Consider the following 18,095-nt stretch of genomic DNA (forward strand, 5'->3'; position numbering starts at 1 on the left):
ACCGAGACCACTTAAACTAGATTCCTTGAAGTCTCTAGCCCAGAGGTGGGACTCTCCCCAAGAGTTAATTCGGGTATGCCCTACCCTATTTGCTTTTAGGCAAGTCCTGTTTCAGTTTGAAGCAAATTCGCTTCAAATGCTGTTTGTCTAGCTCCTCTGAATCTTTTACCTACTGCGAGATGGAGTCTAGAAAAATGCAGTAGAACCGCTTAGATTCAATTTTCAAGGTTCAGCGCTTTGTCTTTTGACAGCTAGGTTTTTAGAGTGGTTGATTACCTTTCCACTACTACAAGCATACAGCAAAGCCGTGCTAGAAGCACGGGGGTTTTAGGCCCATTTTTATGATAAATCAGGACTAAACTTAGAATGACATCAGAACAAATTTGCCAACGCTCAGATATTCTCGGCACTCAAGTCATCACCCGCGACAGAGGTAAACGCTTGGGGGTGGTTAGTCAATTGTGGGTGGACATCGATCGGCGGGAAGTTGTGGCGATCGGTCTGCGAGATAATATATTCGCGGTCGCTGGAATGCCGAAGTTTATGTTCCTCAGCAATGTCAGTGAAATCGGCGACGTGCTGTTGGTGGAAGATGAGAGCGCGATCGAAGATGATGTTGATGTTGAAGTCTACAGCATTTTGATTAACAGCGAAGTTATTACCGAAACCGGCGAACTTTTGGGTAGGGTGCGGGGCTTTAGGTTCGATCCCGAAGACGGTAAGTTAGTTTCTATAATTATCGCTTCCTTGGGAATCCCCCAAATCCCCGACCAAGTTCTCAGCACTTACGAGTTGGGGATTGAAGAAATTGTCAGCAGTGGCCCGAATCGCTTGATTGTGTTTGAAGGTTCCGAGGAAAGGCTCAGGCAGCTTAGTGTGGGTTTGCTGGAGCGCGTTGGTTTGGGCCAAGCACCTTGGGAACGGGAAGAGGACGAGGCAGGTTATTATCCGAAACCCGTGGCTACGGGAAATCAATTGGGCCCGGGCGTGCGGATACCTGCACCGGAAATGCGGAGCCGGGTAGCCGCGCCTGCGGTGGAGGAAGTTCCTTGGGATGAGGATTTAGAGTGGAATCGGCCTGCTGTTCGCCAGCCGCCCATGCGCGCGGTGCAGGCACAGCAGCCTGAGCCAATAAGCGACGATTACGACGATTACGAAGAGGATAATTGGGGCGGTGAGGAGGACGATTACGAGGAGGAGTACGAGGAGAAGCCGCAGTACACTCGCCCTGAGATTTCTCGCCCGAAGCAGCCGGTGGTGGAGTACGAGTATGAGGATGATGTGGAGGCGGATGCTTGGGCTGACGATGAGGCGCCGAAGCCTTACCAGCCTCCTCGGGTGAATATCCCTGAGAAGACTAAGACTCCTGAGTACGAGGAAGAGCCTGGTTATTAGGAATTAATCTATCGGTTGGGCGGGGGCGGATTTACGAGATTGTTTGTTTTAGACATAGATAGTTGGTGAAATCCGCCCCTACAATTGCCTGTAGGGGCGGCTTTTACAAACAATATTTGAGGTTCACAAACAATTTAAATAAACCCTACAATTGCCTGTAGGGGCGGGTTTTACCAACAATATTTGAGGTTCACAAACAATTTAGATAAACCCGCCCCCACACAGCCGATAATCTAGATTAACCTGATGTTCGAGATGATCCAAAAAAATGTAGATTCCGATTATTCGTTGGGCGGGGGCGGGTTTATTATATTGTTGGTCTTACGGCGATATGGTTGGTGAAACCCGCCCCTACGATAAATTATGAAAAAAGACTTTATTAAAACCTCTATTTTCAGATTAATAACATATCTAATTTTTCCAATTTTTTTATCTACCACCACGGCTGAAATCGTCTTGCGAGTTGCGGGATACAAACCCTGGCAAATAGAAAATGTTGATGTTGCGGTCGAACCAAAAGGTAACTTTTTCACTAAAGACTCGGAACTCGGCTACAAACATTTGCCGGGTAAATTCAAGGTGACACTTAACGGCAATTACTCATTTAATGCCACTCACCTCAATAATAGTTTAAGAATAACACATCCCCTCAATACTTACAATTTATCGTCAAAAAAGCCAGAAATTTGGATTTTTGGCTGTTCTTTTACCTACGGTTGGTCATTGAATGACAGCGAAACTTATGCTTGGCTGCTGCAAGAGAAATTACCCAAATATGAAATAGTGAATTTTGGCGTTAACGGCTACGGCACGCTGCACTCGTTGATTCAATTTAAAGAAGCACTCAAACAAGGAAATAAACCCAAAATTGCGGTGATTGCTTATGCGGGTTTTCATGACCGCCGCAATACTTTGTTAAGGGCGAGAAGAAAGCAAATGGCTGCTTGGAATAAACTGGGTATTTTATTCCAGCCCGATGCTAGGCTGAATGGAGAAAATAATTTTACCTACAAAATGGCAAAGCTTGAATATCACGAGTTTCCCCTGATGCGGGTTTCTGCCTTAAGCCATTTTTTGGAGGTTAATTACAATCAATTTGAAGAGGGATTGTACAAAAGTCACGAGGTTTCTAAGGCAATTATTCAAGAGTTTAACCGTGTGGCTGAGGCTAATGGTGTTAAGTTAGTTGTGGCGGGAATTAATGCGGGTTCTGCTAAGATGTTGGAGGAGTTAAGTCAGGAGGGAATTGCTACGGCGGATATTTCGGTTGATTTGAAAATACCTGCCAATAATAATTTACCTCATGACCTTCATCCAAGTGCGATCGCGAATCGGCAATATGCAGAAAAGTTGGCAGGTTTTTTGCAAGGTACTGTTTTAAGGTAACAATCTGGGACGCGCATCCATACCAAAGAAACCGGGTTTTTGCCGAAATTAAAGGCTTTGATGCAATATTTTGGCAAAAAACCCGGTTTCTGACTACCCGTGCTTCCAGGACTATACAATTGATTTAGGGTTGCTAGACTGATGGGATTATTTGATGCTGTTTCTTTTAAATTGCCTAGAAATTTTCTCAGTGATGGGTTTTTCCTATTTTTACTTGTTCTCGTAACAGTTGCAGTAACATCAATCTATGTATCTAGCGAACATACTTTTTATTGGTGGGATTACGCGGGATACAATACCGCTACAGTCAACACGGCGAATTTATTTCGAGACTCGCCAGATCAAGCATGGCGCGGAGTTATAGAATCGCTATCTAAAGAAAAAAATCTATTAATCTCTTTGCCGTTAGTGCCGTTTATTCTGTTATTTGGCGAGTCTCGCCTGAGTTACATTCTCAGCGTATCCCTGATTTATGTGCTGCCGTTTCGCCTGTTGCTGGGGGCAATTTCTGCAAAGCTAATTCCAGTTTATCCCCGCCGGGTGTTTTGGTCAACTGTGCTGCTGAGTTTATTAATTCCGATGAGTTGGATACCGACTCTGCGGGGATATCTGGATACTGGCGGCTGTGTGTTTGTAGCCTTGGCAATTTGGGTTTATTTGCAGGATGTTAAGCTGAAATCTTGGTGGAAAATCCCGTTAATTGGGTTTTTGCTGGCGGCGGCGATTCTGTTGCGGCGCCATTTTGCTTATAGTGCGATCGCATTTTTTGGTGCAGCGACTTTACAGGCTTTCATCGAGTTTATTGTACTAATATACCGTAAGGAAACGGCGTTGTCGTCTCCAAAAGACAAGGACGCAACAGTGCCGCTTGCCTACAGAGGCTTGTTTGAATCCGGCATCAAATTGGGCTTAATAGCTGTAACTAGCTTGACTATTTTAATGTTGGTAGCGGGAGATTTTACTCGCAGTGCTCTGACGGTTGACTACCGCAATTTGTATGTTGCTTGGAGTTTGCCTGTAAATGATATTTTAACTCGTTATGCCGATTTTTACGGTTTGGGAACTTGGCTGCTGGTACTGATTGGTTTTTCTGCGGGAATTCTCACTCGAAGGCTGGTTCCGGCGGCGGCTATTTTTGTTTCGTTGTTTGGGGTTTTGTCGCTGATTGAATGGCTGTTAGTGTTGCGTTACGGCTACTTGCACTATACAATTCATATTACACCGATCGCACTTTTAGGACTATCCACATTTTTCTGGACAACTTGGCTGACACTCAAGGGAAAAGTCCGGTATTTCATGGTAGGCGCGGCGGGTTTGTACCTGGTTTTGAATGCCGCAGTCGGGTTAATCCCTCTCAAAATTGATTTGTCAAGACTGTTTGTGGGTAATTTTCCGCCGTTAGTGCGATCGGACTACGACGAAGTTGTAAAATTAGTAGAGTTTCTGCGAAAATTAGCACCGAATGAAGAACCGATTTATATTGCCGGTGCTTCTAACAGTTTTAATGCTAACATCCTGCGACAAGCCAACCGAAAATTAAATCCGCCGGAGGGTTGGTGGAGATTAAATACAATCGGGAGGCCGCAAATTGACTCGCGCGATACTTACCCGCTACCGGAGTTGTTGCAGTCACAATATGCGGTGGTTGCTGTGCCTTTTCAGCAGGTGTTACCGACTGACGAACAAGTTTTGCGATCGCACGAACAAGATGTTGTTAAAGTTGTGTACGATGCCTTTACTCAAAACTGGGAAATTGCCCGCGATTTCCAATTGCTACCGGAACAGTTTAAGCTAGAAAACGGCGTGACTGTCAGCATTTACCGGAGGATGCGGCCGACTGATCCAGCAACGGCAGTTAGGACTCTGGATGCGATGCAGCGGCAAATAGTCGATCGACCGGGCACGCAGTTAGATTGGATTAGTTTGCATCAATCAATCTACACAACTGCCAATTATTCGGTCACTCAACAATCGGATAACCTATACAATATTGTAACTCATCCAATTAAAAACAGCAAGAAACTCGATACATCTTTCCTGTATTTAGGTTCCATCTCAGACAAAGCGAAAGTTACCGGCAAACTCAATTTACCTAACAAACAATGTCCGGGAATTGCCCTGCGCTTGACTTTGTGGGACAAGCAAGGTAAATTAGTAGACTCAGCAGAGATGGCTTACAGTCAAAAAAGTGCGATCGGCTTAAATCTATTAGTTGAGGGCAAAAATCCCATTTATCTGCTGCTTGAGGTATTGAGTAGCAGCCAACAGGATTTAACAAACCAATGCCAACTGGAGATTAACAATTTAGCTGTCAGTAGGTAAGTTGAAACGTCAATGCAAAAACATCCAAAATCCCACTGGTATTTTAATCTATCTCTCTATACTTTTGTCATCATCGGCTCTCTGATGGCAACTGGCTATATTTTCCCCATTGGAGGCAATTTTCCCGAAGTGCCGCCAATTCAATTTATGTTAAATCCTGAACTATACAAAAATGACTATTACGTTCAGGAAATGGTTAAATTTAATCCCAGGTACTACTATTATTATATTATCTATTTGCTCGCCAACTTAGGCACAAGCATTCCCCTAGCGCATTTTATTTATCAATTTCTAGCCTTCGGTTCATTTATCCTAGCTTGCTACGCAATTATCAATATCTATACTAATTCCAAACTGCCTGCCGCAGCGATGGCTTTTTTATGTATAGCCGCTTCATTTACAGATGTTGGTAACACGCTGATATTTTCCACCAAATCAGTACCCAGTACCTTCGCAATGGGTTTCGCAATCTGGGGAATTTACTTTTGTTTGCGGCAGAAATGGCTGACTGGATATTTCTGTTTTGGACTGGGCTGTTTGCTGCAATTTTTAGTTGGTTTGTTGCCGGGATTGATGATGGTTCCCGTTTTATTTATTGAATCTGTAAGACAGCGGAAGTTTAAAACACTGATTTGGGCGATCGCACTTTTAGCAGCAATGGCTAGTATCGTTTACGTACCGATGTTATTAACAGGTACTACCAGCACTCACACTATCGACAACGCTGATTTTGTCTACATTCACGCGAAAGTCCGCAACCCCCACCACATCCTCCCGTCAAATTGGGGTATTTGGAGTTGGTTCAACTTTATATGTTTCATCATTGGCGGCTTGCTCTGCATCAAAAATTCCGATTTATTGCGAAAAGAAGACAAGGTTAATTTTTATATAATTGTTGGTACATCCATTTTTGGACTGTTTCTAAATTACATATTTGTAGAAATTTACCCAGTGGCTTTTATCGCCAAACTACAGTTAGCTAGAACCGTACCTTTTGCTCAATTAATTATATTTATTGCTGTTGCTTTGACGGTAGATCGACTTTACAGATACAAACAAATAGCTATTAGCTTGTTGCTGTTAGCTGTACTAACTTTGCCTTTTCGGGGTATCATTTTCCTAGTATTATCAGTGTGGCCAACAAAAAAATACGTATTTTCCAAACGATATAATATATTGTTGTGGATTTTAGCAGCAGGGACAGTAATTTTTAGCTTGATATATCCGGTGACTGATTCATGGGAAATAATGGGCGATCGAATAATTAGCCTCCCAATCTTTTTCTCAATCCTCGCCTTCCCATTCATTTTAGAAGAAACATCCCTAGCTACATCTATAAAACAGACTCTAACTCACACATTAGCCTTAATAACTACCGCCACCTTAGTTTTTGGCCTAGCAGGAATTCTGCCCAAACCTATATTAAATGTATTTCAAACAAGAGTTAATATCAATGCCGTTCCCAGAGACGACTTAAGTAGATTAGCTGTGCGATTTTCGCAAATTAGCAGCCGCGATTCACTCGTATTAATTCCTCCCTCAGTTACCAGCTTCCAGTTTTTCTCCGAAAGAGCGATTGTCGTCAACTTCAAGAACTTTCCCTTTACCGAAAAAGGCATCAAAGAATGGCAAACTCGCATGGAAGCTGTTTTAGGGGTTCCCTTAAACCCGCAAATGATCTGGGGAGGAAATGACTTTTTCATCCGCCGCAGCAGTGCAGATTTAGTCAAATTAGCCAGAAACTATCAGGCCGATTATATCCTGACTCGCAGCGATTGGCATCCAAATATTGACGGAGAAATAGTAGAGCAAGAAGGCAAATGGATACTGTTTAAAATTAGATAATAGGTAATTGGTAAAACTTGTTAAATCCAAATATGACTTTTATCTTAGTCTGCAGAGACAAACTTTGCTTGTCTCTAAGCAACTTCTAGATCCGATTTATCTGCGTTAATCAGCGTTAATCCGCCTTAATCTGCGGTTAAATATCAAAACCCGAATCATCAATAATTTCGCTAATTTGCTTATCCACATAATCAGCATCAACATTCCGCGCCATCAACTCAGCTAAAATCCCCAAAGAAATCAACTGCACCGACAGAATTGTACACAAAATACCAAAAAATAACAAAGGTCGATTCCCGATCGGCCCAAAATTCATCCCCGCCCAATTCAGAAACCAAATAACTATCAAATAACTCAGCGAAACAGTTCCAACCAAGCCAAAACACAACCCCAAACCTCCAAACAAATGACCCGGTTTGTGTAAATACTGCGTCGTGGCTAACACCGTCAACAAATCAATAAAACCCCGCGCATAACGTTCCCAGCCGTAATTTGATTTTCCGTGCTTTCGCGGATGATGTTCGACAACTACTTCCCCAATTCTAAACCCTAAATTGTTTGCTAAAGCCGGAATGTAACGGTGCAATTCCCCGTACAATTTAATCGACTGCAAAACTTCCCTACGGTAAGCTTTAAAACCGCAATTCATATCGTGCATTTGTACCCCAGTCAGCAAACACGCAACGGCATTAAACAGCTTGGAAGGTAAAGTTTTAGAAAGCGGGTCGTTCCGCTGTTTTCGCCAACCAGAAACTAAATCAAATCCCGATTCTAAATGATGTAAAAACTTGGGAATTTCAGCGGGGTCATCCTGAAGGTCAGCATCGAGAGTAAAGATAATTATCCCTGCGGCATTGCGAAATCCTGCTGAAAGTGCGGCGGATTTGCCAAAGTTGCGGCGCATTTTAATCGCTTTAATTAGTTTGGGATGTTGGCTGGCTAAATCAGTGATTTCTTGCCAGGAATAATCGCGGCTACCGTCATCTATGAAAATGACTTCGTAACTGTCAATTCCTGTTTGGAACATGACAAGTTTGATTTTTTCAAACAGCAATTTTAGGGTGGCTTCTTCGTTGTGAACTGGGATGACGAAGCTGAGATGTTTTGGCATAGGGCTATTCTATTTCATTTGTGTTGTAAATGAGATTTTTTTATTAACCGCAGAGGGCGCAGAGGACGCAGAGGACGAGAAAGAGAGGTTTTTTAGTTTTTATTGATAACTTGGGAGTTTCGCAATGCGACCCAACCTTTGCGGTTTTTAAAGGAGGCATAGGCTGTTAATAATTTATCGGTTGGTGATGTTTGAATGTATCCTCTCCAAGCTGCGAATTCGTAGGAAGGGCCAAACAAGTTAACTAAATCTGGGCGCGGAAATCCTGACATGGCAAAACCTCGAACGACATTTTCTTGGTTGAGAATGGCAATACATTTTACATTGTTTTCGGGGTCTCCTACCCAGCCAATTACTCTGGAGGCGGCGGGCGCGAGTTTAGTTACTGTATCAAAATATCCGGGTACTCCGTCTTTGGGCGCTGACAGTAAATTTGGGTCGATTTTTGTGTCTAATGCTGCACAGAAATTGTGTTTTTTGATGTCTCGGTTAAATGGCACTAAGTTGTTAGTTTGTAAGGCGTCGATTAATCCGATAAAAGCGGCAGGTTTGTTGCCTACGCGGTCTTTAATTAGCGTTACGTCGGTGATGCCTAATTGCAGTGATAATGCTACTAACGGTTGATAGGTTGCTCTGCGGGCGATCGCCATTGCAGTTTCCCCTCCCACGCCGTACATTAAAATAATCGCGACTGTGGCGACTGCAAACAGCGGTGTCAGCCAACGCCCTTGAATTCTTGGTGTTGGCTGCAACTCGCGCACCCACAATACTGTCAGCACAATTGTGCTCATCCAAAACAAGGCTGGAAGTGTGGCGTAGCGGGAAGCGGTGGCCTGTTCGACGCCAAATCCCGATCGACTAACCGCGGCCATTAACGCCGTTTGCAGCGTGTAAAGTTGGATTGATAGCCAAGGCAGCCAATCCGGGCGATCTACCTTTTTTACAAATAGCCAATAAGCCACAAAACCAGTCCCTGCCATCAAACCAATTATACCAATAATTGAAGCAACAATAATATTTTCGCTAAAAATTCCGCCGAGATAAGTGGGAATATATTCGATAGTTTTGAGGGGGTTAATTTTAGTTAAAGAAGGGTGATGAGATGGAGTTTTATAAGTTAAAAAATAAATCCCAATCACTGCAATCGCAGCAATGAAATACAAATAAGTTATTCGCCGAGGAAAACGCAGCACAACAGCAGCAGCACACAATATCGGCCACACTGCTAAAGGAGTGCTGTAACTAATACAGCCTAAAATGCCAAAAACAATGCTGCCAATTACCCACTTATTTTGTAAATGGGGCGCCGCCCCTACAAACTCGTTACCAGGCTCTGCCTGGGAATGAATATCCAGAGGCTCCGCCTCCCTCTTACTTGACAAAAGCGTCACATAGGATTGCAAACAAAATATCGAACAAATCACAAATAAATTAGCAATTATCCAGTGAACGCCGCTGAATCCCCGCATCCAATTGTGAGCCGCCGCCGGAGTAAAATTAAAAATAGAAATGCAAAGCAGTAGCGAAATAAATTGCAGCGGAAAACGCCTCAAATTTAACGGTAGCAGAGCAATTAATATGTGGCACTGAATCCAAGCCAAAAACCAGGCAACTAAACACAAACCAATATTTGAACCTTGGGTGATAGCTATATTCAAGCCATAAATAATTGCCGGAATCAAGACAAAATGCTCGTTCGCCCGAAATATCCAATTAAAAGGATTTGTAGAGAAACCGTCTACTGAATAAAAATTCCACGTCATCCACCAATAATCAAAATTAGACAAGTCTCCTGCTTGCGATATCAAGTACAAAATATATGATGCTGGTATGAGAATGCCGAGAACTGATGCGGCAATTAAAATATCTTGTTGCTTGATTTTCATAAATTCAGACATGGGGAGAGTTTTAATTGGTAAAGGCGGGTTTAGGCGAGAAACTTTGCGTATAACAGGTAACTCATGAACAAAACCCGCCCTCGCGTATTGAGTTTTCCTCAATTTTTTTATTTCACTTCTCTTGCCAGCATTTGTCTGAGCCCTTGCCGCCAGTGGGGAGGATACGTGCCTAGAAGTGCTGATATTTTTACCGTAGAGAGGACAGAAAAAGCGGGGCGTTTTGCGGGTGTCGGGTATTCGGCGGTCGTGATGGGAATTACGCGCTGAACTTTTAGAGGAAAGCCGAGTTGTGCTGCTTCCTCAAAAATGGCGATCGCAAAATCGTACCAACTACAAACTCCGCTGTTAGTGTACTGGTAAGTCCCAAAACTTTCTGGCCCAAGCAGAGGAATAATTTGCGAAATTGCCTCCGCTAAATCGCCCGTCCAAGTAGGACTTCCGATCTGATCGGCTACTACTCGAATTTCTTCCCTGTCCTTTCCCAACCTCAGCATGGTTTTGACAAAATTACCTTTGCCACCATTGCCGTAAACCCACGCGGTTCTAATAATAATATGTCGGTTTCCCGCTTTCCGAATTGCTTCCTCGCCTGCTAATTTAGATTTGCCGTAAGTTCCCAGCGGGTTCGTAGAATCTGTTTCCAGATAAGCAGAACCGTGGCTGCCGTCAAATACATAATCAGTGGAAAAGTGAATCAAACTTGCTCCCAGTTTTTCGCATTCTTCTGCGATAATTCCTGGTGCAATACCGTTGACTGCGTTTGCTAATTCCGGTTCGCTTTCTGCTTTGTCTACCGCAGTGTAAGCACCCGCATTGACGACTAAATCCGGTTGAATTTCAGCCATTGCTTGACGGATGCTTTCCGGTTGGGATAAGTCGAGGCGAGTGCGATCGACCGCAATTACCTCTCCCGAAGATAATAAAATCGGCTGCAATTCTTGAGCTAGCTGCCCGCTGCCGCCTGCGAGTAAAATTTTCATAATCAAAACACTTGAGCTGTTTTCAATGTTTGTCCAGCTTGGTCTTTAGCTGATAAGATTGGTTGGGCACCATCTAGCGGCCAGTCGATCGCCAAATCGGGGTCATTCCACAGGATACACCGCTCGTGTGCCGGTGCATAATAATCTGTAGTTTTGTACAAAACTTCAGCAGTCTCCGAAACCACTAAAAAACCGTGTGCAAATCCCGCCGGCACCCAAAATTGCCGTTTATTTTCTGCACTCAGCAAACACCCCACCCACTTTCCAAAATTCGGCGAACTTTGTCTAATATCCACCGCTACATCAAATATTTCGCCAGCAACTACCCGCAGCAATTTGCCTTGAGGCTGCTGCAGTTGGTAGTGCAAACCGCGCAGCACATTTTTAGAGGATTTGGAATGATTGTCTTGCACAAATTCGGCCGTCACGCCTGTTTTTTCTACAAAAACTTTGTGATTGAAACTCTCAAAAAAGAAACCGCGATCGTCTCCGAAAATTTTCGGCTCAATAATCAAAACTTCCGGTATTTCAGTAGATATAACATTCATAGTTAGCTGTGACCGTGATAAACTCATACTCAGTCTAGGCTATTTTACTATGAAAACTGACACATATCTCAAAAAGTTGTATGCCAACCGCTTTGATTCGCGACAAATCCAAGCGAAGGTGGCACTCTGGAAAGTTTTAATTGACGAATTTTTACAAAATTATGTTCCTCCCGAATCAGCAGTTTTAGATATTGGCGGCGGTTACTGCGAGTTTATAAATCAAATTCGGGCTAAAAAAAAATATTTAATTGATCTGAATCCCGATTCAAAGTTATTTGCTAATGCTGATGTAAATGTGCTTAATATTGATGTCTTAAATTTGGATACTCACACATCTTTTACCGAACAGTTCGATCGCATTTTTATCTCAAACTTTTTTGAACACCTCCGCAACAAAGAGGAACTTGTAGAAATTATCTCTTTTTGCTTCGAGGCCCTCAAGCCTAGCGGTTCTCTGTTGGTAATTCAGCCTAATTTTAAATATTCCTACAAGGAATACTACGATTTTATCGACCATCAATTACCGATAACGCATTTATCGCTACAAGAGCTTTTACAAACTGTCGGGTTTGAAATTGACCTGATTGTACCGAGATTTTTGCCCTTTTCGACGAAAGGCAGACCGGCCTCGCCCTTGCTGTTAAAAATTTACTTAAAATTGCCTTTGTTGTGGCGTTTTTTGGGAGGGCAAATGTTTGTTAAAGCATCGAAACCCAACAAGTGAGTATCTTCCTCAATATCGACACTTGCCGTCGGAGGCTGAAAATGAGAATGTAGGGAAAGCGCTCATTTTAATAACTCATCTACTGGAATACTAAAACCCGGTAAAACAATTTGAGTGGTAACAAATTCCCCAGCAATAAAGATGCTTCTGGTTTGTTTTGTTACTACAATAATCCATTGGTTTTCAGGATATACCAGCCAAACTTCCTCACTTCCCGATTCTAAATATTCTGTAGCTTTAGCAATTACATCTTCCGCCAAATCTGTTGGTGAAACAATTTCAGCACATAAAGGAAAACTTTGCGGCAGCACTTTGAGATTGCCAAATTGTGCTGCTAATTCCGGGGGAAGGTAGGCAACATCAGGATAGCGCCCCTGGTTGTTTGTGCGGCAGGGAACATCAGTATAAACCTCCCCTCCTTGTCCGCTAGAGTCTTTGTACGTTCTCCAATAAAAGTAAAGATTTCCTTGCACTCTGCTATGCTTGAGAGTCATGCCATTTTTCTCCAATAATTCGCCATCAACCCACTCTTGCAGATCCGGTGGACTTTCCATCCATGCTTCTAGAGAGTAGATTTTCGATGGGGCAACAACTGTAGAAGTTATCATGTTTTTGCGTCTGGGCGGGGAACTTTTTTTCTATGATACCAGATGCGATCGAGCTTTGGTTGACAAAAGGTCGATCGCACTTTGTAGATGGCACTTTTAAGTGTTATCATAAAAGTTACAAAGTCTCCCGCATTTCTGGCTTTGTCCAATTAGGATGAAGCTGCCATTAAAGCATCACCTTGAGGACAAAAATGATGACACAAACTCAATCATCCGCTGCCCTTCCAGTCAATATTCCACTAACACTAACACTCACCGTTACCCACGAACAGTTCGTTGAATTGGCGAGCGCCAATCGGGAGTTACAATTAGAACGCACAGCCACAGGAGAATTAATCGTGAACCCACCAACCGGAGGCGAAACAGGAAAGAGAAATCTCAGTATAGAAGGACAACTCTGGTTGTGGAACCGCCAGACTAAATTAGGAGAAGCATTTAACTCTTCTACTGGTTTTCACCTGCCCAATGGAGCCGATCGCTCTCCCGATGCAGCTTGGGTGCGTCAAGAAAGGTGGGATGCACTCACCCCAAAACAAAAAGAAAGCTTTATTCCCTTGTGTCCTGATTTTGTGGTAGAACTTCGTTCTAAAACTGACAACATGGAACCGCTGCGAGCCAAGATGAAAGAGTATATGAACAATGGCGCTCGTTTAGGTTGGTTGATAGATAGAAAAAACAGAAAGGTGGAAATTTACAGGCAAAATCAAGATGTAGAAGTGCTGGAAAATCCTGTTACTTTGTCCGGTGAAGATGTGTTGCCGGGGTTTGTCTTGGATTTGACAGAAGTTTGGGGATAAATGCTGAGTCCTGTTAAAAATGGCTATTCCTCATCTTCTAAGCTTGGAAAAATTGATATATAATGTACAAACAAATACATTGCGATTTCAAACAGAATGACCAAGCAAAAAATCTTACAGGAAGGTCGAGAATATACATTTCGTTCATACTTTGAGTTACCTTACGAAACGGATCAAATTTTAGCAGAATTTGATTACTCGCTGATCAAAACTGAGCTGTCTTTGCCGCATACCTCTAGAGAACTGGCAGAAATAGCTTTTCTCAAACAAAGAATTAAAGAAACTTTATTTTTTGTCAGTCTCAGCAGCGAAACAGCTAGAAGAGAATCATTAGTATCGCCAGTTTTGTTGGACATCATCCGGTACTGCAAATGTCAACTGCGATTTGAGTATACTCTCAACGTTAATAGCTGGTTAAAGGGAAATTTAGATTATTTCGTAAAATCCGAGCGAGAATTGCTAGTCATTGAAGCAAAGAACGACGATATGACTAGAGGATTTACCCAACTAGCTGTAGAATTGATTGCGATGTCTCACGTTGAAGAGCAAAATATCTTTTACGGTGCGGTGACAATGGGAGATGTCTGGCGATTTGGCAAGTTAGACCGAAATCAGCACACTATTTTTCAAGATATCAATTTGTTTAAAGTGCCTGACGATTTAGAGGATTTAATGAAAATAATGGTGGGAATTTTAGACGGGGATGAAATTTCGCCGTAGGGTGCGTCGGTTCTAGTCACTCAAATAGTGGCGAAATTTCCCATAGCGACGCACCATACTATTTGCAATCTGCCATTAAAAAACTCCCTACAAAATCGAACTTAAAACCACCTCATTAGCAGCAATCCAATCATAAATATCCTGCAAAGCCGCTTCCGGCCCAATAACAGGCCGCCATCCTGTTTTCTCCATCACCCTAGAAGAATCAGTAATAAAAATCGGAATATCCCCCGCGCGTTCCTCCAAAACAGGATTAATTGAAATCGATTTTCCGGTAATCTTTTGGCACAAATCAGTTGTCTCAACCAAAGAAAGACTGTTGCTCACACCGCCGCCAACATTAAAAACTTCGCCGTCAAATTCAGCAAAATGTTCTAACTGGTAATTAACTAACCTCAACAAGTCTTCAACGTGCAGTAAATCCCTAACCTGCTTCCCACTGCCGCCAAAACCGATATAACTCAGCGACTTTTGAAAATAGTGAGCCGCCACCCACAAACCGCAAACTCCCTGATCGACTTTACCCATTTGCCAAGCACCGGTAATTAACCCGCAACGGTTAATAATTGCCGACACATTGTATGCTTCCCTGTATTCCTCAATCAGCAATTCCGAAGCTAATTTAGTTGCTCCGTAAAGCGAACGGTGTCCTTTTAATGGGAAGTCTTCTGATATGCCCAACTCCGATATACCGGGTAAAGTTTGCTCAGGGGCGATCGCAAATCTATTCGGCAATTCCAACAGCTTAACAGATTTGACACTGGCGATCGGATAAACCCGACTCGTAGACAAAAACAGCAAACTCGCACCCGTTTGTCTCGCCAACTCCAAAACATTCACAGTGCCCAGTAAATTCGTCTGCAAAACGTACTGTGGCGAACTAAAACCAGCCAGCACAGAAGGTTCCGCAGCACAATCTATAATGCAGTCAGCATTGAGTGCAACTGGATCTAAATCTGCCGCTGTGCGAATATCCCCGTAAACAAACTCAATCCCGCAACTTTTAAGCCGAGGCAGATTCAATTCCGATCCCCGGCGACGCAGGTTATCTAAACAAATTATTTGCCATTCCGGGTGCAGTTTCTTCAGGCCAATTGCCAAACAACTGCCGATAAAACCCGCACCACCAACAATTAAAATTCTCTCAGGCATTCACTTTTAATTTTGCTATCTTTCTAGTCCGGTGGTAGTCGCCGCGAGAGAGATGTTTTTCCAGCCAGACATACAAGACAATAAACAAATATCGACTACCCATCTCTTTGATTTTCAGTTTAGAAATACCCGCAGTCCGATTGTACCACCTCAAAGGAATCACCGTATAGGAAAAACCCCGAACAATTGCTTTTAAAGGCAGTTCCACTGTCAAATTAAAATGATGGCTCAAAATCGGTTGTACGCCTTCAATTACTTCTCGGCGGTAAATTTTAAAAGCATTGGTGACATCGCTGTACCGCAAGCCGAAAATACTTTTGACAAACCAGTTTGCTAAGCGGTTAATTGCTAACTTGTGAATTGGATAATCAACTATAAAGCCGCCTTTGATAAAGCGGGAACCAAAAACGCAATCATATCCTTCTTGCAACTTGCGGTATCCTGCTACCAAATCCATCGGATCGTCGGAAGCATCCGCCATCACAATTGCTGCCGCATCTCCGTCAAATTCCGCCAATCCCCGGCGCACGGCAAATCCGAAACCGTTGGGAGGTTGATTGTTGATGTATCTCACTGTGGGAAAAGTCTCTGACAACTCCTGGCAAATATCAATAGTTCGATCGACACTGTTGTCATTCACAATCAAAATTTCGTGCGGAATGCCTTCTAAATCAAGCGTCTGGGCGATCGCCCGCACAGTACCGTACAAACAGCCCTCCTCATTGTGAGCTGGTATAATCACAGAAATTTTCACTCCTCATCCTCCACTTTTATCCTAGCGCCACCACGCAACCTGACAAATTGGTTGTCCACAGGATTATACACCCAAGCTTTAATTTCCGTTTGGGCGATCGGCAAATTCTTCGCCGAAAAATCAACAGCCCACCTCACGCGACTATACTGATTAGACCTTAACGCCTTGGCTACATCAGGGCTATCCAGAGTGACACAAGCATTGGCAAAAAATGATTTTTTGTCTGCTAATGATAGTAGCACGAGTGTGGGTTGTTGCTGGTGATCTGGGCGAATTGCCCAGCCTGTCACCCGGATGCGATCATTGCTTTTGACAACTAAGGGTTTATCTATTGTCTGGGGGTGGTCAAGATAGCCGTAGTTTTCGCTATTATTGGTAATAAAAGCTACGTCTTTGGGGAAATGTCTAAACCCAATTCGATCGAGGACTTCTGCACGCTTTCTAACGAACAAAGGTTTTTCACCACTGAGCAGAAAGAGACAGCTATCTTCTGATTCGTGAAATGGAGATTTTTCCATATAATTAATTAGCTCTAAGCAAGTTTTGATGCTTGATCTGTAGGGAAGATCACCTTGAGCTTTGGCAATTGCAAATCCAGAGTTTATCGTGATTGTACCAGCTAAAATAACCGTAAAAACAGGATAAATCAGGTTAGCAAAAGTTGTATTTTTTTACTCTTTTTAAAATTTAATATATTAAAAATCTGAACAAAAGCAATGATTAACAACAGAGAAGTTGTCGTATATCTCGATTCAAAAGCCTGTTCGACCCCGTATCGCACGCGACCAATCGTAATTGCAAGAGAACATAACAGAGAAAACAAACCAATTGATAGCCAGGGTGTTAATTCTGTGATAGGCACAAACTTGAACTGAGAGGTTTTTATAACTTTGATAACATAGACAACTATACCAATAAAACCGGAAAAAATGACTAAGCCTATAACCGCTGAAACTATCGGCAATCGGACAATTGGCGCACCGAGTAAGCTAAAAAAGTAATGGAATGGGAGGAATGGCTCTTCTCGCAAAGAATCTATTTTGTAATTAGCATTTTTAGGATGATAATTAATTGTATAGATAGCCAATAAAGCTACCCAAAGGCTCACCCATCCTAGCAATCGCTGGATTTTTTCCTTTACTGTTCCTTCTAAGGCAAATAATGAAGGGATGATGGCGAGCCAAGAGAGGAGGCCGTGGGCGGATGAAAGGCTAGCAACGAAACAGAATATGCCTGCTAAAAATATTCTCATTTTAGCAGATATTTGGGATTTTTTATTCAGCCAATATACTGCTAAAATAACACATAAATTAATCAAAAACCATGCTAATTGGAACCCCCACAGCCAGTTTTCTTCTTGAACGAGGGAAAAGACCAACAAGCAGGTTAAAATATTTGTTAAATGGAACAGACGAGCGCTCACACCCTTGGCTGTGGTCTCAGAGATTTTATAGAGGATACCAAAACTTATGAGAGATAAAAAAATGCTAAAACATATTTCATAATTGATATTCCAATGGGATATAAACGCGAGTATAGTCATAATAATTTTTGGGACTGGTATCCGGTGGTTACTATGTAAAGCCCAAAAAGGCCTAAAGGTTAAAGTTCCAGCCGTCACTTTATCAAAAATAGGGACTAATGCCCATTGATCCCTAAAGGGAACATTGACGCTAAAAGCAGCTACAAACCAAATTACTAAGAGCACAGGCATCAGATAAAGAATCAGTAAGGTACTTTTTTTCATTATGTTTGCTTGGACAGGAAAGAGAAAAGAGTAATGATTCAAGTGCTTGATTAAGGCAACAAGCGAGAGGTTGTGTTCTATGTTTACGGATAACAGTGATAAACTGTT

General features: G+C 42.7%; 16 protein-coding genes. 7 read left to right on the forward strand and 9 right to left on the reverse strand.

Annotation, left to right across the window (positions count from 1 at the left end):
• Window positions 1-366 precede the first annotated feature (366 nt).
• From QUB06_RS03590 to QUB06_RS03605, 4 genes are all read left to right on the forward strand, one after another.
• Window positions 367-1,395 (forward strand): PRC-barrel domain-containing protein, encoded by a 1,029-nt coding sequence (locus QUB06_RS03590; RefSeq protein ID WP_333434142.1) that lies wholly within the window; start codon window positions 367-369, stop codon window positions 1,393-1,395.
• A gap of 363 nt (window positions 1,396-1,758) precedes the next feature.
• The gene (locus tag QUB06_RS03595; RefSeq protein ID WP_333434143.1) at window positions 1,759-2,781 is read left to right on the forward strand and encodes an SGNH/GDSL hydrolase family protein; all 1,023 of its coding nucleotides are present in this window, start codon (window positions 1,759-1,761) and stop codon (window positions 2,779-2,781) included.
• 141 nt (window positions 2,782-2,922) lie between these two features.
• Window positions 2,923-5,103 carry a hypothetical protein gene (locus QUB06_RS03600; RefSeq protein ID WP_333434144.1) on the forward strand — a complete coding sequence of 727 codons (2,181 nt, stop codon included), beginning with the start codon at window positions 2,923-2,925 and terminating at the stop codon, window positions 5,101-5,103.
• A gap of 12 nt (window positions 5,104-5,115) precedes the next feature.
• Entirely contained in the window at window positions 5,116-6,948 is a 1,833-nt protein-coding gene (locus QUB06_RS03605) for a DUF6798 domain-containing protein (RefSeq protein ID WP_333434145.1), read from the forward strand.
• A 136-nt stretch (window positions 6,949-7,084) separates the two neighbouring features.
• Here QUB06_RS03605 and QUB06_RS03610 read toward each other — a convergent pair whose 3' ends face one another.
• The 4 genes from QUB06_RS03610 to rfbC all read right to left on the reverse strand — a co-directional run bounded on the left by QUB06_RS03610 (window position 7,085) and on the right by rfbC (window position 11,485).
• Window positions 7,085-8,059 (reverse strand): glycosyltransferase family 2 protein, encoded by a 975-nt coding sequence (locus QUB06_RS03610; RefSeq protein WP_333434146.1) that lies wholly within the window; start codon window positions 8,057-8,059, stop codon window positions 7,085-7,087.
• Between the two features lie 92 nt (window positions 8,060-8,151).
• Window positions 8,152-9,957, reverse strand: coding sequence for a hypothetical protein (locus tag QUB06_RS03615; RefSeq protein ID WP_333434147.1), 1,806 nt, complete (start codon window positions 9,955-9,957; stop codon window positions 8,152-8,154).
• A gap of 107 nt (window positions 9,958-10,064) precedes the next feature.
• Window positions 10,065-10,937, reverse strand: coding sequence for a dTDP-4-dehydrorhamnose reductase (gene rfbD, locus QUB06_RS03620; protein ID WP_333434148.1), 873 nt, complete (start codon window positions 10,935-10,937; stop codon window positions 10,065-10,067).
• A gap of 2 nt (window positions 10,938-10,939) precedes the next feature.
• On the reverse strand, window positions 10,940-11,485 hold the full coding sequence (rfbC, locus tag QUB06_RS03625; protein ID WP_333434149.1) for a dTDP-4-dehydrorhamnose 3,5-epimerase: 546 nt from the start codon (window positions 11,483-11,485) through the stop codon (window positions 10,940-10,942).
• A 49-nt stretch (window positions 11,486-11,534) separates the two neighbouring features.
• Here rfbC and QUB06_RS03630 point away from each other — a divergent pair, with 49 nt between their 5' ends.
• A complete protein-coding gene (locus tag QUB06_RS03630; RefSeq protein ID WP_333434150.1) occupies window positions 11,535-12,209 on the forward strand; it encodes a methyltransferase domain-containing protein in 675 nt (224 codons plus the stop codon).
• 62 nt (window positions 12,210-12,271) lie between these two features.
• Here the strand turns inward: QUB06_RS03630 and QUB06_RS03635 are convergent, their stop codons facing one another.
• Window positions 12,272-12,817 carry a Uma2 family endonuclease gene (locus tag QUB06_RS03635; RefSeq protein WP_333290094.1) on the reverse strand — a complete coding sequence of 182 codons (546 nt, stop codon included), beginning with the start codon at window positions 12,815-12,817 and terminating at the stop codon, window positions 12,272-12,274.
• A gap of 194 nt (window positions 12,818-13,011) precedes the next feature.
• Here QUB06_RS03635 and QUB06_RS03640 point away from each other — a divergent pair, with 194 nt between their 5' ends.
• Together QUB06_RS03640 and QUB06_RS03645 are read left to right on the forward strand one after the other, a co-directional pair.
• Entirely contained in the window at window positions 13,012-13,614 is a 603-nt protein-coding gene (locus tag QUB06_RS03640) for a Uma2 family endonuclease (RefSeq protein ID WP_333434193.1), read from the forward strand.
• 96 nt (window positions 13,615-13,710) lie between these two features.
• Window positions 13,711-14,334 (forward strand): hypothetical protein, encoded by a 624-nt coding sequence (locus tag QUB06_RS03645; protein ID WP_333434151.1) that lies wholly within the window; start codon window positions 13,711-13,713, stop codon window positions 14,332-14,334.
• An 87-nt stretch (window positions 14,335-14,421) separates the two neighbouring features.
• Here the strand turns inward: QUB06_RS03645 and QUB06_RS03650 are convergent, their stop codons facing one another.
• The 4 genes from QUB06_RS03650 to QUB06_RS03665 form a co-directional block, all read right to left on the reverse strand.
• A complete protein-coding gene (locus QUB06_RS03650; protein ID WP_333434152.1) occupies window positions 14,422-15,486 on the reverse strand; it encodes an NAD-dependent epimerase/dehydratase family protein in 1,065 nt (354 codons plus the stop codon).
• Complete coding sequence (locus tag QUB06_RS03655) at window positions 15,479-16,240, reverse strand: glycosyltransferase family 2 protein (protein ID WP_242724549.1); 762 nt, start codon at window positions 16,238-16,240, stop codon at window positions 15,479-15,481. Before QUB06_RS03655 ends, QUB06_RS03650 begins: the two co-directional genes overlap by 8 nt.
• Complete coding sequence (locus QUB06_RS03660) at window positions 16,237-16,758, reverse strand: hypothetical protein (RefSeq protein ID WP_333434153.1); 522 nt, start codon at window positions 16,756-16,758, stop codon at window positions 16,237-16,239. Before QUB06_RS03660 ends, QUB06_RS03655 begins: the two co-directional genes overlap by 4 nt.
• 128 nt (window positions 16,759-16,886) lie before the next feature.
• Window positions 16,887-17,987: a hypothetical protein gene (locus QUB06_RS03665; RefSeq protein WP_333434154.1), complete on the reverse strand. Its 1,101-nt coding sequence runs from the start codon at window positions 17,985-17,987 to the stop codon at window positions 16,887-16,889.
• Window positions 17,988-18,095 lie beyond the last annotated feature (108 nt).

The organism is Microcoleus sp. D2_18a_D3 (assembly GCF_036702455.1).
Taxonomy (GTDB): Bacteria; Cyanobacteriota; Cyanobacteriia; order Cyanobacteriales; family Microcoleaceae; genus Microcoleus.